The following is a 23,626-nucleotide window of genomic DNA, read 5'->3' on the forward strand; positions in this document are numbered from 1 at the left end:
AAGCCTACGACTCGGTAGTTGAGGCCTTGGTAGTTGAAGCCTTGAGCGTGCAGTCCTTGCACCGCCCGAAGATCGCGAAGTGCTTCAGGTCGGTGTCGAAGCCGAAGGTCTGCCGCAGTTTCGCGGTGAACTCGGCGGCCACCGCGACATCGGCCTCGATGACGTTCTCGCAGTCGCGGCAGACCAGGTGGATGTGGTGATGCCGGTCGGCGAGGTGGTACGTCGGCGCCCCATGCCCCAGGTGCGCGTGGCTGACCAGGCCCAGCTCCTCCAGGAGCTCCAAGGTTCGGTAGACCGTGGAAATGTTGACCCCCGACGCCGTCTTCCTCACTTCCACGAGGATGTCGTCGGGGGTCGCGTGCTCAAGGGTGTCCACGGCTTCGAGGACAAGCTGGCGCTGCGGGGTCAAGCGGTACCCGCGCTGCCTGAGGTCACTCTTCCAGTCGGTGCTCACCACACCAGAGAGTCTAGAACTACTTGAAGAAGGCGATGCCGTCGTCCGGCATGTCGTCGGGGAGGGCCTTGGCCCAGCGCTCGACGTCCTCGGGGGTGACGACCTTCTTCAGGTGGGCGGACATGTAGGGGCGCAGCTCGACCTCGGGCGTGGCCTTCTCGCCGACCCACATCAGGTCGCTGTTCACATAGCCGTACAGCCGCTTGCCACCGCTGTAGGGCCCGGAGGCCGCCGTACGCGCGACGGCGTCGGTGACCAGGTCGATCTGCGGCTTCTGCTTGGCCAGCTCGCCGTACCAGACCTCGACGACGCCGTCGTCACGGGTCATGACGATCTCGACCTTGCGGTCGGCGTCGACTCGCCAGAAGCCGGACTCGGTCTCCAGCGGGCGACGCTTGTTGCCGTCCTTGTCCAGCACCCAGGTGTGGGAGCGGTACTCCAGGAAGTCCCGGCCGTCGTGGGAGAAGGTGACCTCCTGGCCGAAGTTGCACTTCTCGGCGCCGGGGAAGTCGTGGACACCCGCGCCCGCCCAGCTGCCGAGCAGGAAGGCGAGGGGGACGAGGTCCTTGTGCAGGTCGGACGGGATCTCGATCATGAGCAGCTCAGAAGTCTCGTACGTCGGTGGGTGGCGGGGATCAGCGCTGGCCCTGGTACAGCTTCTTCACGGCCAGGCCGGTGAAGGCGAGCACGCCGACGCAGACCAGGACCAGCAGGGCTTCGAAGAAGATCTCCACGGGGTGCTCCTCGGATGAGCGGAGGGTCGTTACGACACAAGGCCGGGCCCCAGCTTACGCGGCCGGGGCCCGGCTCGTTCCGCCAGGCTCCGCGTCCCGCTCGGCCGGGCATCTGGCTCTACCATTCCGACATGGCGAAGAAGCTCGTGATCAAGGTGACGGCGGGGGCCGACGCTCCCGAACGCTGCTCCCAGGCCTTCACGGTGGCCGCGGTCGCCGTGGCCAGCGGTGTCGACGTCTCCGTCTGGCTGACCGGCGAGTCCGCGTGGTTCGCGCTGCCGGGCCGGGCCGCCGAGTTCGAGCTCCCGCACGCGGCACCGCTCCCCGACCTGATCGACTCGATCCTGGCCGGCGGCCGCCTCACCCTGTGCACCCAGTGCGCCGCCCGCCGCGACATCACCGAGGAGGACGTCCTCAAGGGCGTACGAATCGCCGGGGCCCAGGTCTTCGTCCAGGAGTCCCTGGCGGACGACACCCAGGCCCTCGTCTACTGAGACACCCCGCCTACTGAGAGGCGTCCACCCAGAGGCAGAAGGGGTGCCCGGACGGATCGAAGAGCACCCGTACGTCGTCCTGGGGCTGGTACTCGGCGAGCCGCGCCCCTTCCGCCACGGCCCGCGCGGTCTCGGTCTCCAGGGCGGCGAGGTCGTCGACCTCGATGTCGAGGTGCAGCATCATCTGCTGGTCACCTGGTCTGCGGGTGGGCCAGACGGGCGGCACGTACTCGGGTTCGGTCTCGAAGGCGAGGGACATGCCCTCGGTGCCGGGCGGCGGGCCGATGAGCACCCAGCCGGGTTCCTCGCGGCGCACCTCGTAGCCGAGCAGGCGTCGGTAGAAGGCGGCGAGTTCATGGGCGTCGTGCGCGTCGAGGACCACGGTGGACAGGGACAGGCGCGTAGGCGACATGCGTACGTTCCTACTGCCGCCGTTTCTTGCCGTCCAGCTCGTCCCACCACTCATCGGACTTGGGGTCGCCGGAGGGGTCGTCCCACCACCGGTCGTCGGGGCCCCGACGGTTGGCGACAACGGCGGCGAGCGGCGGGATGACCATCGCGACCACGCACATGCCCACCGCGACCGGCACCGACCAGAGGCGCACGACACCCCAGGCCAGAACGAACAGCGCGAGGCACGTGCCCATCATGACGAAGTAGAGGTGGCGCCGGCGGGCGTACATGCCTCCAGCGTAGGCGCGGGGCACAGCAAAGGGCCGCACCTCCCGGGACACCGGGAGGTGCGGCCCTCGGCCGCTGCATACGAACACTCAGACCGCGATCGCGACCTCGGCGAGCGCGCCCTTCTCGGCGACGACGACCGTACGGTCGGCAGTGCCGCCGGGGACGAGGGCGCGGACGGTCCAGGTGCCCTCGGCCGCGTAGAAGCGGAACTGGCCCGTCGCGGAGGTGGGGACCTCCGCGGTGAACTCGCCGGTCGAGTCGAGGAGACGGACGTAGCCGGTCACCGGCTCGCCGTCGCGGGTCACCTGACCCTGGATGGTGGTCTCACCGGGCTTGATCGTCGAGGCGTCGGGGCCGCCGGCCTTCGCACCGCACATGTTGGACTCCTTGAGGGGTAAAGGTCGGGACTTACTTGTTGGCGCCGAGCTCGATCGGGACGCCGACCAGGGAGCCGTACTCGGTCCAGGAGCCGTCGTAGTTCTTGACGTTCTCCACGCCGAGCAGCTCGTGCAGGACGAACCAGGTCAGCGCGGAGCGCTCACCGATACGGCAGTAGGCGATGGTGTCCTTCGCCAGGTCCACCTGCTCCTCGGCGTAGAGCTCCTTGAGCTCGTCGTCCGACTTGAAGGTGCCGTCGTCGTTGGCGTTCTTCGACCACGGGATGTTGCGGGCGCTCGGGACGTGGCCCGGACGCTGCGACTGCTCCTGCGGCAGGTGGGCCGGGGCGAGCAGCTTGCCGGAGAACTCGTCGGGCGAGCGGACGTCGACCAGGTTCTGCGAGCCGATCGCGGCGACCACGTCGTCGCGGAAGGCGCGGATCGCGGTGTTCTGCGGCTTCGCCTTGTACTCGGTCGTGGGGCGCACCGGCACCTCGTCGACCAGCTCGCGGGCGTCCAGCTCCCACTTCTTGCGGCCGCCGTCGAGGAGCTTGACGTTCTCGTGGCCGTACAGCTTGAAGTACCAGTAGGCGTACGACGCGAACCAGTTGTTGTTGCCGCCGTAGAGGATCACGAGGGTGTCGTTGGCGATGCCCTTCTCCGACAGGAGCTTCTCGAAGCCGGCCTGGTCGACGAAGTCACGGCGCACCGGGTCCTGGAGGTCCTTCGTCCAGTCGATCCGGATCGCGTTCTTGATGTGGTTCTTCTCGTAAGCGGTCGTGTCCTCGTCGACCTCGACGATCGCGATGTTCGGGTTGTCGAGGTTGGCCTCGACCCAGTCGGCGTCGACGAGGACGTCGCTGCGGCTCATGATCTTTCTCCTCCGGGGCAGTTGCGGCGGGTTGCCTCCGGCGGTTCGGCCGGGGGCGCGCAGGGATGGCCCTGGCTGGACAGGGCGCAGGCATAGGGGGAACGCGGCAGTGCGAACTGCTGCTCAGAAAGTGCGACAGAGCATGGCGGCGACGCGGCACAGGTCGACTGCCCGCCGCTTCGTGAGATCCGCCTGTCCCCGCGGTCGGAGGACGCTCAATTTGCACTGCATGAGGCTCGATCGTAGGGACGCAGGGGTGGGCGTGTCACCGGCGTGTTGAATTATGAGACACCATCGTCCGATATGTGAGACACAGGAAGGTTCCGGGGCCTGATCGAAGGGCGCCGGGGACTGTGCAGCCGTCATCACATCTACGGTACGGACGGCGGCGTCTCGCCTTTCGGACGCCCTGGCTCCGCTGGAACCGCACGTGGTCCGGCGTGGTCCTACCCGACCAGCGAGATGTTCGAACCCTTCACCGTGATCTCCACGCCGTCCGACGCCGCCTCGACCTTGTCGAGCTTGATGCCGCCGGGGAGGTCGTCGATGGCCTGCTGGAAGTCGGTGATCGAGCGGACGGCGTTCTCGGCGAGGTCGGCGCCGCCGAGGCCGGGCAGGGAGTCGGCGCGCACCTCGACGGTGTCGTCCTTGACGCTCACCGTGCTGAGTACGGAGAAGGTCTGCTTGCCGAGGACCGGGATATCGGCCTCGATCGCGACCTTGATCTTGCCGTTGCCGCCGTCGGAGAGGCCCACGACGCGGGCGGTGGTACCGGGGGCGACGTCCGTGGGCTCGGACTTGGCGGCCTTGAGGAGTTCGTCGTACGCGATGGTCGCGGTGCCGGTGGCGCTGGCGGCGGTGGCGGAGCGGTAGTCGGTGGAGAACGCGACGCCGCGCATGTTCGCCTTCAGGTCGGCGATACGGATGCTTTCGTCGGCGTTGCCCGTGGGGGCCTCGTAGTCCGCGATGCCGACCTCGACGTCGTCCAGTTCGCCGCTCGCGACCTGGGTGAGGAAGGGGAAGCCCTTGATCGACACGTCCGGCGTGGCGGCCAGGCCCTCGCTGCTCTTCAGCTGCGCCGCCGCCTCGTCCTCGGCGAAGCCGACGGCGACACGGTCCGCGATCGCGAAGAGGCCGCCCAGGATCACGGCGACGATGACAAGTATTCGCAGTGCGCGCATGTCTCGGTGTTCCCCCCGTTGTGCCACTCGGCGGTCGGTCCCTTCCCCGCGAGGGTAATCGCGGCGGCGGAAGGCCGGAGAGCGTTCACGAGCCTTGTCGATCACCTGTGACAGGCCTGCGGGCCCGTCTTGAAGGACCGCAGGCCCTTCAAGGGGCGCAGCCCTGGGATGGGACGGGTAGGGGCGGCGGGGGCGAGAAGGCGGTCAGGCGAGCGCGCGGCCCAGCAGATACACCGCCGGGGCCGCCGCAGTCAGCGGCAGGGCCACCCCCGCCGTGAAGTGCACGAAGCGGGACGGGTAGTCGTACGAGGCGACTCGGTGGCCGATCAGGGCGCACAGGGCAGCCGCGCCGCCCAGCAGCGCACCCGACGTACCGAGGTCCGTCGCGCCGCCCACGGCGATCCCCGCCCCCGTCGCCGCCAGCAGCGACACGACCACCGAGGCCGCTGTCGGCAACGGCAACGCGCGGGCCAGCACGGCCACGGCCACCGCGACCCCGCCCACCGCCACCGCGTCCGCCACGGCCGCCAGATACCCGGCCGCGATGATCGACAGCGCCGCGGAGGCCACCGTCGCCATCAGGCCGTACATCCGCTCGTCCGGATCCGCGTGGCTGCGCAGCCCGAGCACGATGCCGAGCAGCACCCACACCCCGAGCGTCCCGAGGATCGCGGCGGGCGCGTGTTCCCGGCCTGCCGCGAAGAGCGCCACGTCCGCCGCGAGCGCGCCCGCGAAGGCCAGCACGATGCCCTGCCGGGCCGGCCACATACCGTTCAGCCGGAACCAGCCCGCCGCCGTCACGGCCTGCAGGATCACCAGGGGTACGGCCAGCGCGTACTCCCCGATCGCCGCCGCGCCCGCCAGCAGCAGGCCCAGTACGGCCGTGATCAGCGCCGGCTGCATCCCCGGCTCGATGATCGGGGACCGGCCCTCGGCGCGGGCACGCTGGGCGTCGGTGACCCGGGCGTTGCCGGTGAGAGTCGGGGGACCGTAGCCGGGCTCGGGCTGGGGTACGGGCGGGTGCGCCACCGACTGCGGCTGCGGCTGCGGCTGCGGCTGGGCCTGAGCCGCATAATGCCCGTTCTGCCCGTCTTGCCCGACGTACCCGCCCGTCTGCGGCGGCAGATACGCCGTCTCCGTCAGGTTCCCCGCGACCGGCGCCTGCGGCTGCACCTGGGTGTCCCAGGTCTGGCCGTCCCACTGCTGGGTGTAGTGCTGGGCATGGACGGCCTGGCTCTCGTCGTACCCCTGCCAGTGCGGCTGGGCCGGCTCCGGGTACTGCTGCGGCTGCTGCTGGTGCTGGTGCTGGTGCTGGTGGGCGTCGTACCCGTACGGCTGGTTGCTCATGATGTGGGGGGTCACCCTCCTGCGAACGGCGGGAGCACCTCGACCGTGCCGCCCTCGGCCAGACGTACCGTCTCATGTTCACGGGTGCCCACCGGGTCACCGTCGACGAGGAACGAGCATCGCAGCAGTACGCGGGCGAGCTCGCCGGGGTGGCGCTCGCGGGCCTCGGCGAGGGCCTCGGCGAGCGTGGTCGCGTCGTAGGGCTCCTCGGCGACGCCGGCGGCGGACTTGGCGGCGGCCCAGTAGCGGACGGTGCCCTTTGGCATCTGCGTTCCTCTGGATTAGTCGTGACGGGCATCAGGCTACGGGGGACTCGGGGCCGTGGGGAAACCGCAGACGCCGCGAGCCCCCGGCGCGCCCGGACTATCGGGGCGCGGCCGCCTTCACCAGCCACTCCCCCATCCGCTCCAGCAGTTCCTCCCCCGCGGCGTCCTCCGCGTGCCCCATCCCGTGCTCCAGCCACAGTTCCCCGTTCTCGCCGGCCGCGTCCGCCAGCATCCCGGGGTGGTCGACCGGGAAGTAGCCGTCGCGGTCGCCGTGGACGATGAGCAGCGGGGTGGGCGCGATCAAGGGGACCGACTCCACCGGCGACAGGGGCACCGGGTTCCAGTCGCGGTGGTGGATGCGGGTACGGAAGCCGTAGCGGCCCACGAGGCGGCCGGCGGGGCGGGTGACGAGCCAGTGGACGCGGCGCATGGGGGCCGTGCCCCGGTAGTACCAGCGGGCGGGGGCGCTCACCGAGACCACCGCGTCGGGGCCGTCGGGCAGCGCCGCGTGCCGCAGTACCACCGAGCCGCCCATCGAGAAGCCCACCGTGGCCACGCGCGCGTGCCCGAGTTCCCGGGCCCAGCGCACCGCCGCCGCCACGTCGAGCACCTCCCGGTCGCCGACCGTCGAGTGGCCGCCCGATCTGCCGTGACCGCGGAAGGAGAACGTCACGACGGCCCCGTACCGGGCGAGCGTCCGGGCCACCCGTCGGACGGCCGGGCGGTCCACGTCACCCGTGAACCCATGTGCGACGACGACCGCGAGATGGCCGGTGGGTGGACTCCCGGTGTAGTCGGAGTCGTCACGGGAGCCGCCGTATACAACCGCTCCCGGGTCGTATACGGCCTCGATATTCACCCCGTCGTCAGTGGTGAGAAACCTGCGCAAACGGCTCTGGGACGGGCGTGAAGAGGCTCTACCGGCCGTCTCGGAGTTCGGAATGTCGAAAGATCGCGTCACATGACCTGCCGGACCAGCACTCATGTGGGCTATTCTGCTCGACAGAGGACTCGGGCAACGTAGCCCCCGAGTCCTTTTGTGCTTTCGGAAGCGTTGTATACGAAGCGGGAACAGCAGGTGACCGCAGGTGTACGGGGCCCCGGGATCGCAGAGCAGTTCCGTACCGCAAACGTCCTCGCAGGGACCGAGGAGGAACCAGACGTATGAGTTCTCTGCTGCTCCTGACCAATGCCCTCCAGCCGTCGACGGAGGTGCTGCCGGCCCTCGGGCTGCTGCTGCACAACGTGCGCGTGGCTCCGGCTGAAGGCCCCGCCCTCGTCGACACCCCCGGCGCCGACGTCATCCTCATCGACGGCCGCCGCGATCTGCCCCAGGTCCGCAGCCTGTGCCAGCTCCTGCGCTCGACCGGCCCCGGCTGTCCTCTCATCCTCGTCGTCACCGAGGGCGGGCTCGCCGCCGTCACCGCCGACTGGGGCATCGACGACGTACTGCTCGACACCGCCGGCCCCGCCGAGGTGGAGGCGCGGCTGCGGCTGGCCATGGGCCGGCAGCAGATCGTCAACGACGACTCCCCCATGGAGATCCGCAACGGCGACCTCTCGGTCGACGAGGCGACGTACAGCGCGAAGCTGAAGGGCCGGGTCCTCGACCTCACCTTCAAGGAGTTCGAGCTCCTGAAGTACCTGGCCCAGCACCCCGGCCGTGTCTTCACCCGCGCGCAGCTCCTCCAGGAGGTCTGGGGCTACGACTACTTCGGCGGCACGCGCACGGTCGACGTCCACGTACGACGGCTGCGGGCCAAGCTCGGCCCCGAGCACGAGTCGCTGATCGGGACCGTCCGGAACGTGGGTTATCGATTCGTTACGCCGGAGAAGGCGGACCGCTCGGGCGACGACACGAAGACCAAGGCAGGGCCCTCAAAGCCGGAGGATGCGGACGAGACGGCGGCCCTGGACACCGCCGAGGTCGCGGCCGACGCGTGACCTGGCGCCGCCGCCGGGCGGCGTACGCACGGGTAACCCACAGGGACGCCTCGTACGCCCTGCCCAGCGGCGGTCCATCCGCGTAGACTCCGCGCGTGGCCAAGGTGACTCGGGATGATGTGGCGCGACTGGCGGGAACTTCCACCGCCGTCGTCAGTTACGTCATCAACAACGGACCCCGGCCGGTCGCCCCGGCCACGCGCGAGCGTGTCCTCGCCGCCATCAAGGAACTGGGGTACCGGCCCGACCGGGTCGCCCAGGCGATGGCCTCCCGACGCACCGATCTCATAGGCATGATCGTGCCGGACGCGCGCCAGCCCTTCTTCGGCGAGATGACCCACGCGGTCGAGCAGGCCGCCGCCGAGCGCGGAAAGATGGTCCTCGTCGGCAACACCGACTACGTCGCCGAGCGCGAGGTCCACTATCTGCGGGCGTTCCTCGGGATGCGGGTCTCCGGGCTGATCCTCGTCAGCCACGCGCTCAACGACAACGCTGCCGCCGAGATAGAGGCGTGGGACGCCCGGGTCGTGCTGCTGCACGAGCGACCCGAGGCGATCGACGACGTCGCCGTCGTGACAGACGACATCGGCGGCGCTCAGCTCGCCGTACGGCATCTGCTGTCGCACGGCTACGAGTACGTCGCCTGTATGGGTGGCATCGCCGAGACGCCGCTGGTCGGCGACCCCGTCTCCGATCACGTCGAGGGATGGCGTCGGGCGATGGACGAGGCCGGGATCTCCCCGGAGGGGCGGCTGTTCCAGGCGCCGTACAACCGGTACGACGCGTACAACGTGGCGCTGGAGCTGCTCTCCGGGCCGGACCGTCCGCCGGCGATCTTCTGTTCCACCGACGACCAGGCCATCGGAGTGCTGCGGGCCGCGCGCGAGCTTCGTATCGAGGTGCCGTCGGAGCTGGCGGTGGCCGGGTTCGACGACGTGAAGGAGGCGGCGCTGACCGATCCGCCGCTGACGACTGTCGCGACGGATCGTACGGGGATGGCTCGGGCCGCGGTGGATCTGGTGCTGGACGATGGGCTTCGGGTGGCGGGGTCGCGTCGCGAGCGGGTGAAGCAGTTTCCGTCGAAGCTTGTCGCGCGGCGGTCTTGCGGTTGCGAGTAGCCTCCGGCTCTGCTGCGGGGAGCGCCGTAGGAGGTTGGGTTCGTCGCGGGGTGCGGGTGCATGGTGGCTTGTCGCGCAGTTCCCCGCGCCCCTTGAAAGCATGGGGTTGCCCTCGCTCCTGAAGCGCGACAAGGCCCGCGCCCCGAAAAGACGGGATGCGGGCCTTGCTGTGATCGGTGCTCTTAGAACAGCGCGTTGTACTGGTTGTAGCCCGTGCCCAGGTTGATCCTGCTGCCGAACAGGGACGTCGATGCCTTGTTCGTGCCCGGGTAGAGCCAGAGGGTGCCGCCCGAGTCGCGGGCCATGACGTCGGCGATGGCGTCGCCCGTCACGTCGCCGTTCGTCACGTACGCCGTGAACTTCCAGCCCGTGCGGGCCTTGATGCGGGGGGACCAGGGGGACGAGGCCTTGCCGGTGCCCTTGTAGAGGTAGAGGGTCGCGTCGGAGAAGCGGACCAGGAGGTCGGGCTTGCCATCGCCGGAGAGGTCTCCGCGGCCGAGGAGCTTGGCGCCCTTCCAGGCACCGGAGACGACCTTGATCTTGCTGTTGAACTGGCCGTTGCCCTTGCCCGGGTAGAGGTAGACCGAGCCCGAGGAGTCGAGGGCGAGGAGGTCAGGGCGGGCGTCGCCCGTCATGTCGCCGGGGATGGCGTAGGACTTGTAGCCGCCCCAGACGGAGCTGATCTGCATCCAGGTCCACTCCCAGGTGGAGTGGTTCATGTAGCTGCGGTACAGGCTGCCGTCGTTCTTGTCCCGGATGATCAGGTCCTGGTAGTAGTCCCGGTCCAGGTCGGCCTGCATGACCCAGCTGGCGTTCTGCCAGCCGTTGCCCTGGTAGTCGCGGGTCGCGAGCGACGTGCCGTTGCTCGCCTGCAGGAAGAGGTTCCCGGAGGGCGTGCGGGCGAGGAGGTCGGCGCGGCCGTCGTACGTCAGGTCCGCGTCGTCGATACGCGGCTGGGCGGCCCAGGTGTACGAGGAGACCTTGGTGAACACCGGATAGGCGCCCTTGGCGACACAGCCCGAGACGCCCCAGGAGACGATGCCGACGACCTTGCCGCCGACGACCAGGGGGCCGCCGGAGTCACCGTTGCAGGTGCTGGTCGTGCCGTCGTTGCCGCCGGAGGCCGGGGTGCCGGCGCAGACCATCGAGCCCTCGGCGAAGTAGTCCGTGCCGAGGACCGCCTTCATGGCGCTGTCGCAGGTCGCGTCCTTGACCAGCGGCAGCGTGGCCTTCTTGAGGTTCACGGCCTGCTCGCCGCCGGAGGAGGTCAGGCCCCAGCCGTACACCGTGGCATTGGTGCCGGCGGTGTAGAGCGCGCTGTCGTTGGACGCGGCCAGCGGCAACCACTTCTGGTCCAGCGGGCGGTCCAGGGTGAGGACGGCGACATCGTTCCTGATGGTGTCGTTGTCGTACCTCGGGTGCTCCCACTTCCGCAGGACGCCCGCGACCGTGCCGGTGGTGTCGTCGTTCAGGCCCGTCGCGCCGGCCAGGACCGCGCCGTTCTTCACCCAGTCCAGGCCCACGGTGCAGTGGGCGGCGGTGAGGACCTTGTTCGGGGCGACCAGGGTGCCGCCGCAGAAGTAGCCCTCCTCGGTGGCGGCGTCGTAGTACCCGAGCTGGACCATCCAGGGGGCGGAGGAGATCGTCGTCTCGCTGCCGCCGATGATGTAGGAGGACCGGGTCGGGTCGTCGGAGGAGCCCTCGGCGGATTCGCTGGACTCGGCGGAGTCCTCGGTGGCCTCGGTGGCCTCGGTGGCCTGGTCCTTCGCCGCCCTGGTCACGCGTTCGCGGAGTTCCTTGGCGGAGGCCTTGGGCGCGGCGGGCTGGTCGAGGGTGACAGTGGGCTGGGTCGGCTCGTCGGCCGCCGTCGCGGGCTGCGCCGCGAGTACGCCGACCCCGCTCAGCGCGAGCGCGAGCGTGGCGGCGGGAAGTGCCTTGAGGGCACGTATCACTCAGGGCTCCTGGGGTGCGTGGGTGACGTAGGAGGCCCGAGAAGGGCATACGACGCCGACCACCCCGACGAACACGGGTTGTACCGCGGAGCCCCCCTCCGGCGCGGTGATCGTAGGCCCCGCATGGCCCGCCGTACACAGAAATCACAGGAGTCGGACAAGTATTCGGGGACTGCGTTCCTCTGCGTCACCGCGCGGACACCCTTTATTTCCCTGACCGGCGGGAGCTGGGCGCCTTCAGGAGCGGCGCCTTCAGGAGCGCCTTTATATGGGGCGAACAAGGTTCTGGCGGGGTTCTCAGGGAGCACTCAGGAAGGTCTCATGGTCGCGCTGCAAGCTCTGAGTCATGACCGAGAGCCTCCGCCCCAGCGGCGAGTACGAGAACCCCTTCCAGGGTCAGCAGCAGCACGCCTCCGCCCCGGTGAACCCGGAGTGGCCGCCTCCGCCGGCGTACGAACCGCCGACCCCCGCTCCGGCCCCCGTGCCCGCTCCGAAGAAGCGCGCCCGAGGCCCGCTCGCCCTGCTGGCGGCCGTGGCGATCGTCGCGGCGGCGATAGGCGGCGGTACGGCGTACGGCGTCCAGGAGCTGACCGGCTCGGGCACCGTCGCCTCCAGCTCCACCAGCACCAGCGTGGTGCCGACCAGCCAGAAGGGCACGGTCTCCGGAGTGGCCACGGCGGTCAGCCCGAGCATCGTGGAGATCAGCGCCACCTCCAACGCGGGTGAGTCCACCGGTTCCGGCGTGATCATCACCAGCGACGGCGAGATCATCACCAACAACCACGTGATCTCCGGCGACTCCGAGATCAAGGTGACGACGAGCGACGGCAAGTCGTACACCGCCGAGGTCGTCGGCACCGACAGCAAGAAGGACCTGGCCCTCATCAAGCTTCAGGACGCCTCCGGTCTGAAGGCGGCGTCGCTGGGCAACTCCGACGCGGTCAAGGTCGGCGACGAGGTCGTGGCGATCGGCTCCCCCGAGGGCCTGACCGGCACGGTGACCAGCGGCATCGTCTCCGCCCTTGACCGTGACGTCACCGTCTCGACCGACGAGAGCCAGGGCCAGCAGCAACAGCAGGGCGGCGGCGGGCAGTGGCCGTTCGAGTTCGGCGGCCAGCAGTTCAACGGCGACACCGGTTCGTCCACGACCACGTACAAGGCGATCCAGACGGACGCGTCCCTCAACCCCGGCAACTCCGGCGGCGCCCTCATCGACATGAACGGCAACATCATCGGCGTCAACTCCGCGATGTACTCCGCCTCGGACGCCACCTCCTCCTCCAGCGCCGGCAGCGTCGGCCTCGGCTTCGCCATCCCGATCAACACCGTCAAGTCCGACCTGAGCACGCTGCGGGCGGGCGGCTCGGACTGACCTCGCCCTCGCGGTGGCGGCCGAACTGCACCCGCCGGTGACGCGGGCCCCCGAGGTGGCGTCGGTCGCCCGCGCGACGGCCCGCCGCAAGACGGTGGCGCGCCTGCACCGTCGTACGGTTCGCAACTGATCCTCATCCCCCGGCCCTGGAGCATGCGAGGCTGAAGGCCGGTTACGAGCCACGTCCACGTCCCACCGCAGAGGAACGAACACCACCATGAGCCCCGCCGAAGGCGCCCCTGAACCGCAGCGCATCCTTATCGTCGACGACGAACCGGCGGTACGCGAAGCGCTGCAGCGCAGTCTCGCCTTCGAGGGCTACGACACCCAGGTCGCCGTCGACGGCGCGGACGCGTTGGAGAAGGCGACCTCGTACCGGCCGGACCTGGTGATCCTCGACGTCCAGATGCCCCGCATGGACGGCCTCACCGCCGCCCGCCGTATCCGCGGCGCGGGCGACACGACCCCCATCCTGATGCTCACCGCCCGCGACACGGTCGGCGACCGCGTCACCGGCCTCGACGCCGGCGCGGACGACTACCTGGTCAAGCCCTTCGAGCTCGACGAACTCTTCGCCCGGGTCCGCGCGCTGCTGCGCCGCAGCTCGTACGCGTCCGCCGTCGCCGAGACGGCCGAGCAGGACGAGGCGCTCACCTTCGCGGACCTGCGGATGAATCTGGCGACGCGGGAGGTCACGCGGGGCGCGCGGGCGGTGGAGCTGACCCGTACCGAGTTCACCCTGCTTGAGATGTTCATGGCCCACCCCCGTCAGGTCCTCACCCGCGAGCAGATCCTGAAGGCCGTCTGGGGCTTCGACTTCGAGCCGTCCTCCAACTCCCTGGACGTCTACGTCATGTACCTCCGCCGCAAGACCGAGGCGGGCGGCGAGCCGCGCCTCGTCCACACCGTGCGCGGCGTCGGGTACGTACTGCGACAAGGCGGCGCGGAGTGAAGAAGGTCGTACGCCACTACCGGGCGCTCCCGATCCGCGCGCGGCTGTCGATGCTGGTCGCGGCGGCGGTGGCGTTCGCGGTGGCGGCGGTTTCGGTGACGTGCTGGTTCATCGTGCAGGGGAAGCTGTATGACCAGATCAACGATGAGCTGACGAAGTCGATGCGCATGGCGCGGGATCAGGCCAGCACCGCGCTCGTCGACTGCGCGCAGACCCCGAGGGAAGACGTCCGCTTCGGCCCCCGGAACACCTACTCCCAGGTGGTCCTGGAGGACGGAACGCCCTGTGTCCTGCCGTTCTCGTTCGGCACGCTCAAGGTCACACAGACGGACAAGGACGTCGCCAAGGAAACGGAAAACCTGCAGGCCGTCTTCCACAACAGCACCGACGCGGAAGGCAACGACGTACGCGTCATGGCCCTGCCGGTGAGCTTCGTCAACCAGGACACGGGGGCTACGTCCAGCGCGGCCATCCTCGTCGCCCAGCGCCTCGACGGCACCCAGGCCACCCTCAACGACCTCGCCCTGATCCTCCTCCTCGTCTCCGGCATCGGAGTCGTGGGCGCCGGAGCCGCGGGCCTGGCCGTGGCGCGGGCCGGCCTGCGCCCGGTGGACAAGCTCACCGAGGCGGTCGAACACGTCGCCCGCACCGAGGACCTGGGCATCCGTATCCCCGTGGAGGACGAGAGCGAGGACGAGGTGGCCCGCCTCTCCCGTTCCTTCAACTCGATGACGAGCGCGCTGGCGAACTCCCGTGAACTGCAACAACAGTTGATCGCGGACGCGGGCCACGAACTCCGTACGCCTCTCACGTCCCTCCGCACGAACATCGAACTCCTCACCCGCAGCGAGGAGACGGGCCGCCCCATCCCGGCCGAGGACCGCAAGGCGCTGCTCGCCTCGGTGAAGGCCCAGATGACGGAACTGGCCTCCCTGATAGGCGACTTGCAGGAGCTGTCCCGTTCGGACTCGGGTCAGCAGGGTGGCCGCCACCTCCAGGTGGTGGACTTCCAGGAGACGGTGGAGGCGGCCCTGCGCCGGGCCCGGCTGCGCGGCCCCGAGCTGACGATCACGGCGGATCTGCAACCGTGGTACGTCCGCTCCGAGCCCTCGGCGCTGGAGCGGGCCATCGTCAACATCCTCGACAACGCGGTGAAGTTCAGCCCCGAGGGCGGCACGATCGAAGTCGCCCTGAACGACGGAGTACTGACCGTCCGCGACCACGGCCCCGGCATCCCCACCGACGAACTCCCCTACGTCTTCGACCGCTTCTGGCGCTCACCGAGCGCGCGGGCCCTCCCGGGCTCGGGCCTGGGCCTGTCGATCGTGGCCCGCACGGTGGAACAGGCGGGCGGCACGGTCGCCCTCTCCCGCGCGGAGGGCGGCGGCACGCTGGCGACGGTGAGGCTGCCGGGGGCGGCCACGGCTCCGCCGGAGACACCTCAGGGGACTCCCTGACTGCCCGTAAGGGCAGTGCCCCACGAGACAATAGAGACGCATGTGCCGGGTTTCTTACGGTGGTTGCCCTCCCCCGTACCACTCCGGGGAGACACGGGGACGATCGCTGTGAGGGACGATGCAGAAGATCAAACTGACCGCCACCGGCATAGTCGTCGCCGCCGCGCTGCTGGCGGGGACCGCACCGGCGCAGGCCTCGGTGGACACCGCACCGGCGCAGGCCTCGGTGGACACCGCGGCGGCGGCGAAGGGTTCGTCGAAGCTGAAGATCCTGAAGGAGTTCGACTACTCGCGGTCGAAGACGCGGACCTTGCCGCTGCGGCTGGGTGAGTACTACCGCAACAAGCGGGGCAAGATGGTCGGCTTCGGCTGGACCAAGATCAAGAAGCGGCACAACATCACCAAGCAGGGCATCATCGGGTGGCTGGCCAAGTCGCCCAACATCGATCCCCAGGGGAACCGACGGTACGGCCTGACCGGGTTCGCGCACCGCATCAAGTGCAACTCCGGCAACTGCAAGATCGTCGACCGCCGCAAGATGATCCTGGTCACGGACGAGACGGCGACACCGGTCGGCCAGGGCCCCCGGTTCGCGTACTTCGGCGCGGTGACGTCGTACTGCTACGACACCAAGAAGACCCTGAAGTGCCCGACCTGGGTCAACACCAAGTTCAAGATCCCGAAGAGCGCGGCGGCCGACGTACAGGCCCTGAACGCCGGCAAGGCGGCGGACGGGGAGCGGTACCTGTTCACGTACGAGCCGGCGAAGACCGTCAAGGGCGTTCTGACTCTGGCGTCGTAGGACACCGATAGCGTGGACGCCGCCGCGGGCACGCGCCCGGGGCGGCGTCATGCGCTCGATTCCGGTGGAAGGACTGCTGATGAGCAAGCCCGGGAAGCGGGGGAAGGCCGCGGGAAAGACGCGGTACGTGTTCTCGTACGAGCCACTGGGCGCCCCGGAGTCGGAGCCGAAGCCGGACGCCGCCGCCGAGCGTGAGGCGCGGGACGACGAGGTCGCCGAGTTCCTGACCCAAGTCGCCGAAGTGGCCTTCGAGGCCGGCCCGAAGGGGCTGGAGCTGCGGAGTGTGGACGTGGCGTCGCGCACGTGCTCCTTCCGGCATACGGGCGAGCCGGACCCTCGCCCTCTCGTACGAGCGGGCGACCCTTCCGCGCCGCCGCCGCAAGAGACGGCCGACGAACCCAGCGGCGTCGTACTCCTCGGCTCCCCGTCCTGGGCCCACCTCGCCCACCTGGTCGCCGAACTCCCCTTCCTGTTCTCCTTCCGCGGCTACGGCCCGGAAGGCGGCCCGGAACTGTGCGGGGTGGACGCACCCACGCGGGAATGGGCGGACGTGCTGGTGGAGCACCGGGGCGAGCACTGGCGCGTACGGGTGGAGCTGGAAGGACGGGAACGCCCGATCGAGTTCCCCGGCATGGAGATCGGCGAACTCTTCGGCGAGGGCGGATACGAGAAGTACCTGGTGGAGGGAACGACGGATCTGCTGGATGCCGGGATCTAGGCGTTCTGTCCACGGGGTGCCCGCGATCAGAGGAAGCGGAGCCGTTCCAGCGCCCTACGGAGGTCACCGACCCAGCGGTCGTAGGCAGGAACCTTCCTGAGCCGCGCCCCTCCCCGTCCCGGTTTCCCGCCCGCTTCGCCCGATGACGTTCACACCCACCTCGCCATTGACGCGTTCTGTGCACGCGGACCGTGACGAGGACGGCACCGGCGGCGCGCCGGTTACGCCTCGTCCCAGCGGAACAGGCGGGCAGCGATCAGGGTCAGGACGGCGGCGAAGGCGAGCAGGCCCGCCATGACGGGGAGGGCCGCGGACCAGCCTTCGCCTCGGGACAGTACGTCCTGCATCGCCTCACCGAGGTGCTTGAGCGGCAGGAATTCCGACACCGTACGGAGCCACTGCGGTGCGGAGTCGAGCGGGAAGAAGGAGCCGGAGAGGAAGGCCATCGGGAGGATGACGATCTGGGCCATCCCGTTGGCGGCCTCCTCGGACTTGGCCCAGGCGCCGACGACCAGCCCGATGGACATGAAGGCCAGCGTGCCGCACAGGATCAGCGGAAACGACAGCCACCAGTAGCCGGTAAGCCGCAGACCGAAGTAGGGCAGGGTGGCCACTCCGAGGAAGATCGCGGTCTGCGCGAGGGCCAGCGTCAGATTCACACCGATACGGGCGCCGATCACCGAGCCGGCGTTGACAGGCGCCAGCCACAGTCGGCGCAGGAGGCGCTTCTTGCGCCAGCTGACCAGGTTGAGCGCGGTACCGAACACCGCCCCCATGGCCACCGCCCAGCCGAGCAGGCCGGGGGTGAGGAACTGGATCGGCTTGGTCGACTCGTCCTCGACCTGCCCGGACGTCAGCGTGTAGGCGGGCGGCTGACCGGTAGCGGCCTGATTGGCCCTCTCGACGATCGACCCCAGGATGCCCTGCACGTTCCCCGCCCGTACCAGGTCGGCCGCCGAGAAGCGCAGTTCGACCTCTCCCGCGGCCTGGCTGACCGCAGCGTCGGCGTCGCCCTTGCGGACCTTTTCCAGGGCGTCGGCGCGGGCTGCCGCCGAGCCGTCCGTCTTCTCGATCCGCAGCACGTCACGGAGCTGTTCGCGTTCCTTGTCGGGCATCTCGTCCAGAACTGCGACATCACCGACCTGGATCACCTTCGACTCGGAGACGCCGGCGTCCTTGAGGAGGGTGCCGAGCAGCACCAGGAACATCAAGGGGAAGATCAGCATGAAGAAGACCGCTGTCCGGTCGCGCAGCAGACCCAGCGTCATGGCCTTGGTGAGACTGCGGAAGGACTGAACCCCCGTCCCCTTCCTCGTCCTCACTCGCGGTACTCCCGTCCGGTCAACCGGAGGAAGACATCCTCAAGGGAGTCCACCCCCAGCTCGCTTATCAAATCGCTGGGCGGGCCGACTCGCAGGACTCTGCCGTGGTCCATCACCGCCACCCGGTCGCACAGCTTCTCGGCCTCGTCCATGTAGTGGGTGGTCAGGACGACGGTGCGGCCTTCGGCGTTGATGTCGCGCAGGAGATCCCACAGGTTCCGGCGAGCCTGCGGGTCGAGGCCCGTGGTCGGCTCGTCGAGGAAGACCAGCTCCGGGTCGTGCACAAGCGCGCAGGCGATGGAGAGCCGTTGCACCTGGCCGCCGGAGAGCCTGTCGTCGCGGACGCCGCCCTTCTCGGTCAGGCCGACCTTCTCCAGCATCGCATCGGCGTTTTCGCCAGGGACGCCATAGAGGGAGGCGAAGGTGTGGATCTGCTCACGGGCGGTGAGCTTCTCGAAGAAGGCGGAGGACTGGAGTTGGACGCCGATCCGGGGCAACAGGGCCTTGTTGCGTGGCCAGGACGCCTCGCCGAGCACGGTCACAGTGCCCTCGTCGGGCTCGCGCAGTCCCTCGATGATCTCCAAGGTGGTGGTCTTGCCCGCGCCGTTCGGTCCGAGAATGCCGTAGAACTCGCCGCTCTTGACCTCGAACGAGACCCCGTCGACAGCCTGTACGTCCCCGTACCGCTTGCGCAGTCCTTCGACTGTGATCGCATCGGTGACCATGACGACCGACGCTACCCCGGAATGATCGACTCCGGCGGCGCTGTGACGGATTCGGCTCAGCCCACGGGGCGCTTATGGTTCTCGATGTACTGCTTCACGACGGTCAGGGGCTCCCCGCCGCAGCTTCCGGCGAAGTAGGAGCCGGACCAGAAGTGTCCGCCCCACAGGTACCTGTGGACGTGTGCGTCGCACTCCTTGCGCAGCAGGCGGGCGGAGACTCCCTTGAGGGAGTTGACCAGCTTGGAGAGCTGGGCCTTCGGCGGGTAGTGCACGAGCAGGTGTACGTGATCCTCTTCGCCGTTGAACTGCTTCAGATCGGCCTCGAAGTCCGCGCAGACCTCCCGCATGATCTCTTCGCAGCGCGTCAGCATCTCGTTGGTGAATGCTTTGCGCCGGTACTTGGTGACGAACACCAAGTGGACGTGAAGTTGTAGACGACGTGGCGGCCGGTTCTGGCATCGGGATTCGGATTCCAACGCGGCGAAAAACCAAGTGTAGCATTGCGATCACTGTGAGTGAATTTGGCATGGTGAAGCGGCAGTTCGGGCACCGCGCCCGACTGGCGCTCAGCCCTGCCGAGATCCGGGTCATGGACGACCAGGCGCACGCGGCCCGCACTATGTGGAACTGCCTGCACGCGTGGTGGCAGATGATGCCGAAGGACAAGCGGACCCTCGCTGCCGCTGATGCGGCGATACGGGAAGCCCGTAAAGAGCTCGACTTCCTCGCCAAGCTGCCCGCGCAGGCATCCCAGGCGGTGCTGAAGACGTACTTCCGTGCCTGGGTGAACTGCTGGGAAGGCCGGGCAGAGGAGCCGAACTTCAAGGCCCGGTTCCGGTCGCCGATGTCCGTGGACATCCCGCAGGGCCGTGACCTGAACATCGTCCGCGTCCACCGCCGCTGGGGCATGGTCAACCTGCAGAAGATCGGCCGCGTCCGCTTCCGCTGGACCAAAGACCTCCCCGTGGGCAAGCGAGCAGGCACCGACAACCGGATCACCGGCGCCCGGCTGGTGAAGGATGCGCTCGGCTGGCACATCGCCTTCCGCATCCAGACCCTCGAAGCCAAGCCGCAGCCCCACCAAGGCCCGGAAGTCGGCATCGACGCCGGAGTGAACATCCCCCTCGCCCTGTCCAACAAGGACCACCAGGACCACGGGCGTCCTCCACTCCTGCCGGACGGCACCGCCGACCGGGACAAATGGCTCACCCCGAAGGAGAAGACCAGACTCCTCAAGCTGGAACGGCAGGCCGCACACCGCAAGAGCTTCCGCAAGAAGGGGGAGAAGACTTCCCGCCGCTTGCAGCACACCTACGACCAGATCAAGCAGCTCCGAGCAAAAGCCACGCGACGAGCCTTGGACTGGCAGCACAAGACGACCACCTACCTCGCCCGTACGTACGGCGTGATCGTGGTCGAACAGCTCAACATCACGAACATGGTCAAGTCCGCCCGGGGCACCATCGAGGAGCCGGGCAAGAACGTCAAAGCCAAGGCCGGTCTCAACCGCTCCATCGCACAAGAGGCGTGGGGACGCACGGTGACGATACTGACGTACAAGCTCGCCCGCTACGGCGGCCAGATCGTCAAGGTTCCCGCCCCGAACACCTCCCGACGCTGCTCCGCATGCGGATTCACCGTCCCCGGCAGCAGGGAAGACCAGGCCACGTTCGTATGCAAGAACCCCGACTGCGACTTCCAGTGCAACGCCGACTGGAACACAGCGAGGAACATCTTGCACCTGTACCGGATCAGCCACGACATCGTGGAGGTCCCGGCCGCCGGAAGGCGCGGTCGCAGGGCGGCTAAAACCGTCAAGCCTGTCGCCGCAAGGTAGACGGGAATCCCCTTCCTGAGCTTGCGAAGGAGGGGAGAACTTCAATCGTACGGCTACTACATCGACGGCATCTCCGACGTGGAGGAGAAGCTGGATCCGAAGACCTGCTCCCGCTGATCCCTCCCGCGTTCGAGGGCTACGGGACCGTACTCGCCGAGAACGGTCCCGTAGCCCTCGACCTGCTGAGAGCCCAGGGCACGGCACCCGCATCGCCGCCCGCGTGGGCCGTCAGCCGAGCCGACGGGCCAGTACCTGTCCCGGCCAGGAGTCGGACAGGAAACGCTCGGTCGGTGTGAAGCCGTTGCGCTCGTAGAACGCGACCAGTTCGCCTCCGCCGCCCGCCCAGCAGTCGACCCGCAGCAGGTCCACGCCGGCCCGCCGGGTCTCCTCGGCGGCGTGGGCCAGCAGCGCCGCCCCGATGCCCCGCCCCGCGTACCGCCGGTCGGAGACCAGCAACCGGACGTACCGCTCGGGTTCACCGGCCGGCGCGATCGGCATCTGCGGGCTGGGGCCGGAGTCGAGCACGAGGGCCCCGACCGGTACGCCGTCCAGCTCGGCGATGTGGGGGTCGTTCTCGGTCGTGTAGCGCTCGACCCGCTCCGGCCCGCCGGGGCGTTGCGAGTACGGGATCGTGCCCCACTGCTCGGTGTTGCCGCGCGCGTTCATCCAGTTCACCGCGGAGTCGAGCATGGCCAGGATGGCCGACGCGTCGGCTGGGGCGCCTGGTCTGATGCTTATGCCGTTGCCGTGTGTGGTGTCGCGCATGGTGGAAGCGTCTCTGACTGGCTCAGTGATCCGCAATGTTGCTCAGGGATGTGAGCCCATCGCCTTCGTGCCCTGGTGCTGAACGGCAGAAGCCGTCAGCCCGCGTGGCACGTCCCTTCGGACGCTGGTCGGCCAGGCCGCGAGGCCGAACCGAGGAGGGGGCCCGACGTCGCCTGGGCGCCGGGCATGCGGTGACCGGCTGCCACCACATAACTACGTTTCGCTCATCCGACTGGTGAGCCCGGGCAGTTCGCCGCGAAGGGCCCGAGGCGGATGCCTCGGGCCCTTCGGGAACTGCTGGAGCTGTACGTCGACTACTGCTTCTGCACGATCGTGATCCGGTTCGCGACCGGCGGGGCCAGCGGGCTCGTCGCCGACGAGTTGGCGAGCAGGTACGCCTCCAGCGCCGCGAGGTCGTCACCACCGACCAGGTCGTTCGTGCCCTGGCCGAGCGTGGGGATGCTGTCGCCGCCGCCCGCGAGGAAGCTGTTCGTCGCGACGCGGTACGTGGCGGTCGGGTTGATGGCCGCACCGTTGAGCTTGACGGAGTCGACGACGATACGGTCGGCGCCGGACTTCGTCAGGTCGAGGGTGTACGTGAACCCGGTCGACGGCAGGAGGATCTTCGGGGACGCGGTGTTCGAGCCGGAGACCTGCTCCTGGAGGACCGAGATCAGCTGGGCACCCGTGAAGTCCTGCAGGTTCACGGTGTTGGAGAACGGCTGGACGGTGAAGCCCTCGGCGTAGGTCACCACGCCGTCGCCCTCGGTGCCCTTGGCCGCGTAGGTGAGCGGCGCGCGCACACCACCGGGGTTCATCAGGGCGAGGTCGGTCTCGGGGTCGAGCGCCTTGCCGGCGGCGAGTTGCGCGTCGGCGATGAGGTCGCCCATCGGGGACTCGGTGCCGGTGTTGGGGACGTCGGCGGATATGTAGCCGATGGCGCGGTTGCCGATCGGCGCCGCGAGGGTGTTCCACCTGTTGATGAGGGCCGTCATGTCGGCGGCCTTCTCGACGTCACGCGTGACCACGTGGTTGGCGGACTTCACGGCCGTACGGGAGATGTCCCCGCTCCAGCGGTCGTACGTCAGCGTCGTGTCGGTGTAGAGGCGGCCGAAGGACGCGGCCGAGGTGACCGTGCGCGGCTTGCCCGAGGGGTCGTTGATCGTGCAGGCGTACGCGGCGTGCGTGTGGCCGGTGACGAGGGCGTCGACCTTCGGGGTGATGTTCTTGGCGATGTCGACGATCGGACCGGAGATGCCGTCACCGGCGCCGGGCGAGTCGCAGTCGTAGTTGTACGCCTGCGAGGCGGGCGCACCGCCCTCGTGGATCAGCGCGACGACCGACTTGACGCCCTGGCGCTCCAGCACCTTGGCGTACTTGTTGATCGTCTCGACCTCGTCCTTGAAGGTGAGGCCCTTGACGCCCTCGGCGGAGACGACGCCCGGGGTGCCCTCCAGGGTCACACCGATGAAGCCGATCTTGACGCCGTTCTTCTTCCACACCCAGTAGGGCTTCAGGAGCGGCTTCTTCGTCTTGTCGTCGATGACGTTCGCGGCGAGGTACGGGAAGTTCGCGCCCTCGAACTCCTCACCCTCGACGTAACAGCCGTCGGTGGGGTGGCAGCCGCCCTTCTGCAGACGGGCCAGTTCCTTGGCACCCTCGTCGAACTCGTGGTTGCCGACGCTGGTCACGTCCAGGTCGAGGCCGTTGAGCGCCTCGATGGTGGGCTCGTCGTGGAACAGACCGGAGATCAGCGGGGAGGCGCCGACCATGTCACCGGCGGCCGCCGTGATGGAGTACTTGTTGTCCTCGCGGGCCTTGCGCAGATGCGTGGCCAGGTACTCGACACCACCGGCGTTGATCGTCTCGGTGTGGCCGTCCTCGTGGACATGCGTGACCCGGCCCGAGGAACCGGCCGGCGGCTCCAGGTTGCCGTGCAGGTCGTTGAACGACAGCAGCTGCACATCCTGGTACCGGCTCAGCTTGCCCTTGCCCGGCTTGTACGTCTTGGCCTCACCGGCGCTCGCCGGAATGGCGGCCGCCAGCGCGCCGACGGTCGCGATCCCGGCCGCGAGGGCGAGGATCCGGTTACGGCGGCTTCTACGGCGCTGCGCCTGGGGTGTGGCTGACATGTGCCCCCCTGGTTCGTAAGGTTCGTAAGGTTCGAAAGGGTTCAAAAAGGTTTGAAAGGGTTCGTACGAGAAGTAGGAGAGACGTGAGAACAAGGCCCCGTCCGGCCGAAGCCTAGGGTCAA

The 23,626-nt window shown here is 68.8% G+C and carries 24 protein-coding genes and 1 pseudogene; 9 read left to right on the forward strand and 16 right to left on the reverse strand.

Annotated elements, in window-relative coordinates; all coding sequences use genetic code 11:
• Window positions 1-4: 4 nt before the first annotated feature.
• Both CES90_RS11155 and CES90_RS11160 read right to left on the reverse strand, forming a co-directional pair.
• Window positions 5-457, reverse strand: a complete 453-nt coding sequence (locus CES90_RS11155; protein WP_189784525.1) for a Fur family transcriptional regulator — start codon at window positions 455-457, stop codon at window positions 5-7.
• 16 nt (window positions 458-473) lie between these two features.
• Window positions 474-1,049, reverse strand: a complete 576-nt coding sequence (locus CES90_RS11160; RefSeq protein ID WP_149827420.1) for an FABP family protein — start codon at window positions 1,047-1,049, stop codon at window positions 474-476.
• A 270-nt stretch (window positions 1,050-1,319) separates the two neighbouring features.
• On the opposite strand from CES90_RS11160, the gene CES90_RS11165 reads away from it, so the two are divergent.
• A complete protein-coding gene (locus CES90_RS11165; protein WP_189784524.1) occupies window positions 1,320-1,682 on the forward strand; it encodes a DsrE family protein in 363 nt (120 codons plus the stop codon).
• A 10-nt stretch (window positions 1,683-1,692) separates the two neighbouring features.
• Here the strand turns inward: CES90_RS11165 and CES90_RS11170 are convergent, their stop codons facing one another.
• The 8 genes from CES90_RS11170 to CES90_RS11205 form a co-directional block, all read right to left on the reverse strand.
• A complete protein-coding gene (locus CES90_RS11170; RefSeq protein WP_189784523.1) occupies window positions 1,693-2,094 on the reverse strand; it encodes a VOC family protein in 402 nt (133 codons plus the stop codon).
• 10 nt (window positions 2,095-2,104) lie between these two features.
• On the reverse strand, window positions 2,105-2,365 hold the full coding sequence (locus CES90_RS11175; RefSeq protein WP_189784522.1) for a DUF3099 domain-containing protein: 261 nt from the start codon (window positions 2,363-2,365) through the stop codon (window positions 2,105-2,107).
• Between the two features lie 87 nt (window positions 2,366-2,452).
• Complete coding sequence (locus CES90_RS11180) at window positions 2,453-2,743, reverse strand: DUF1416 domain-containing protein (protein WP_043502058.1); 291 nt, start codon at window positions 2,741-2,743, stop codon at window positions 2,453-2,455.
• A 31-nt stretch (window positions 2,744-2,774) separates the two neighbouring features.
• Window positions 2,775-3,614 carry a sulfurtransferase gene (locus CES90_RS11185; protein WP_189784521.1) on the reverse strand — a complete coding sequence of 280 codons (840 nt, stop codon included), beginning with the start codon at window positions 3,612-3,614 and terminating at the stop codon, window positions 2,775-2,777.
• A gap of 446 nt (window positions 3,615-4,060) precedes the next feature.
• Entirely contained in the window at window positions 4,061-4,795 is a 735-nt protein-coding gene (locus CES90_RS11190) for an LmeA family phospholipid-binding protein (protein ID WP_189784520.1), read from the reverse strand.
• Between the two features lie 204 nt (window positions 4,796-4,999).
• Window positions 5,000-6,142, reverse strand: coding sequence for a hypothetical protein (locus CES90_RS11195; RefSeq protein WP_189784519.1), 1,143 nt, complete (start codon window positions 6,140-6,142; stop codon window positions 5,000-5,002).
• An 11-nt stretch (window positions 6,143-6,153) separates the two neighbouring features.
• Entirely contained in the window at window positions 6,154-6,408 is a 255-nt protein-coding gene (locus CES90_RS11200) for a MoaD/ThiS family protein (protein WP_189784518.1), read from the reverse strand.
• Window positions 6,409-6,505: 97 nt separating this feature from the next.
• Window positions 6,506-7,393 carry an alpha/beta hydrolase gene (locus tag CES90_RS11205; protein WP_189784517.1) on the reverse strand — a complete coding sequence of 296 codons (888 nt, stop codon included), beginning with the start codon at window positions 7,391-7,393 and terminating at the stop codon, window positions 6,506-6,508.
• A gap of 179 nt (window positions 7,394-7,572) precedes the next feature.
• Here CES90_RS11205 and CES90_RS11210 point away from each other — a divergent pair, with 179 nt between their 5' ends.
• Window positions 7,573-8,352, forward strand: coding sequence for a winged helix-turn-helix transcriptional regulator (locus CES90_RS11210; protein WP_189784516.1), 780 nt, complete (start codon window positions 7,573-7,575; stop codon window positions 8,350-8,352).
• 95 nt (window positions 8,353-8,447) lie between these two features.
• On the forward strand, window positions 8,448-9,470 hold the full coding sequence (locus tag CES90_RS11215) for a LacI family DNA-binding transcriptional regulator (RefSeq protein ID WP_189784515.1): 1,023 nt from the start codon (window positions 8,448-8,450) through the stop codon (window positions 9,468-9,470).
• A 182-nt stretch (window positions 9,471-9,652) separates the two neighbouring features.
• On the opposite strand, the gene CES90_RS11220 is transcribed toward CES90_RS11215, so the two are convergent.
• A complete protein-coding gene (locus CES90_RS11220) occupies window positions 9,653-11,422 on the reverse strand; it encodes a trypsin-like serine protease (RefSeq protein ID WP_189784514.1) in 1,770 nt (589 codons plus the stop codon).
• A gap of 346 nt (window positions 11,423-11,768) precedes the next feature.
• On the opposite strand from CES90_RS11220, the gene CES90_RS11225 reads away from it, so the two are divergent.
• The 5 genes from CES90_RS11225 to CES90_RS11245 all read left to right on the forward strand — a co-directional run bounded on the left by CES90_RS11225 (window position 11,769) and on the right by CES90_RS11245 (window position 16,723).
• Window positions 11,769-12,794: a S1C family serine protease gene (locus CES90_RS11225; RefSeq protein WP_189784513.1), complete on the forward strand. Its 1,026-nt coding sequence runs from the start codon at window positions 11,769-11,771 to the stop codon at window positions 12,792-12,794.
• Window positions 12,795-13,011: 217 nt separating this feature from the next.
• Window positions 13,012-13,746 (forward strand): response regulator transcription factor, encoded by a 735-nt coding sequence (locus CES90_RS11230; RefSeq protein ID WP_189784512.1) that lies wholly within the window; start codon window positions 13,012-13,014, stop codon window positions 13,744-13,746.
• Window positions 13,743-15,203 carry a HAMP domain-containing sensor histidine kinase gene (locus CES90_RS11235; protein WP_189784511.1) on the forward strand — a complete coding sequence of 487 codons (1,461 nt, stop codon included), beginning with the start codon at window positions 13,743-13,745 and terminating at the stop codon, window positions 15,201-15,203. The genes CES90_RS11230 and CES90_RS11235 overlap by 4 nt, the downstream gene beginning before the upstream one ends.
• 118 nt (window positions 15,204-15,321) lie before the next feature.
• A complete protein-coding gene (locus tag CES90_RS11240) occupies window positions 15,322-16,005 on the forward strand; it encodes a hypothetical protein (protein WP_189784510.1) in 684 nt (227 codons plus the stop codon).
• 79 nt (window positions 16,006-16,084) lie between these two features.
• The gene (locus CES90_RS11245; RefSeq protein WP_189784509.1) at window positions 16,085-16,723 is read left to right on the forward strand and encodes a hypothetical protein; all 639 of its coding nucleotides are present in this window, start codon (window positions 16,085-16,087) and stop codon (window positions 16,721-16,723) included.
• Between the two features lie 221 nt (window positions 16,724-16,944).
• On the opposite strand, the gene CES90_RS11250 is transcribed toward CES90_RS11245, so the two are convergent.
• The 3 genes and pseudogenes from CES90_RS11250 to tnpA form a co-directional block, all read right to left on the reverse strand.
• A complete protein-coding gene (locus CES90_RS11250; protein ID WP_229913992.1) occupies window positions 16,945-18,045 on the reverse strand; it encodes an ABC transporter permease in 1,101 nt (366 codons plus the stop codon).
• Complete coding sequence (locus CES90_RS11255) at window positions 18,042-18,770, reverse strand: ABC transporter ATP-binding protein (protein WP_189784508.1); 729 nt, start codon at window positions 18,768-18,770, stop codon at window positions 18,042-18,044. Before CES90_RS11255 ends, CES90_RS11250 begins: the two co-directional genes overlap by 4 nt.
• Before the next feature lie 56 nt (window positions 18,771-18,826).
• A pseudogene (gene tnpA / locus CES90_RS11260) lies at window positions 18,827-19,311 on the reverse strand (IS200/IS605 family transposase).
• Here tnpA and CES90_RS11265 point away from each other — a divergent pair.
• Window positions 19,297-20,607, forward strand: a complete 1,311-nt coding sequence (locus CES90_RS11265; RefSeq protein WP_229913991.1) for an RNA-guided endonuclease InsQ/TnpB family protein — start codon at window positions 19,297-19,299, stop codon at window positions 20,605-20,607. The pseudogene tnpA and the gene CES90_RS11265 sit on opposite strands and share 15 nt — an antisense overlap.
• 228 nt (window positions 20,608-20,835) lie before the next feature.
• Here CES90_RS11265 and CES90_RS11270 read toward each other — a convergent pair whose 3' ends face one another.
• Both CES90_RS11270 and CES90_RS11275 read right to left on the reverse strand, forming a co-directional pair.
• Window positions 20,836-21,372, reverse strand: a complete 537-nt coding sequence (locus CES90_RS11270; RefSeq protein WP_189784505.1) for a GNAT family N-acetyltransferase — start codon at window positions 21,370-21,372, stop codon at window positions 20,836-20,838.
• 314 nt (window positions 21,373-21,686) lie between these two features.
• Window positions 21,687-23,504, reverse strand: a complete 1,818-nt coding sequence (locus tag CES90_RS11275; protein WP_189784504.1) for a bifunctional metallophosphatase/5'-nucleotidase — start codon at window positions 23,502-23,504, stop codon at window positions 21,687-21,689.
• Window positions 23,505-23,626: the final 122 nt, after the last annotated feature.

It is taken from the genome of Streptomyces capitiformicae, assembly GCF_002214185.1.
Taxonomy (GTDB): Bacteria; Actinomycetota; Actinomycetes; order Streptomycetales; family Streptomycetaceae; genus Streptomyces; species Streptomyces capitiformicae.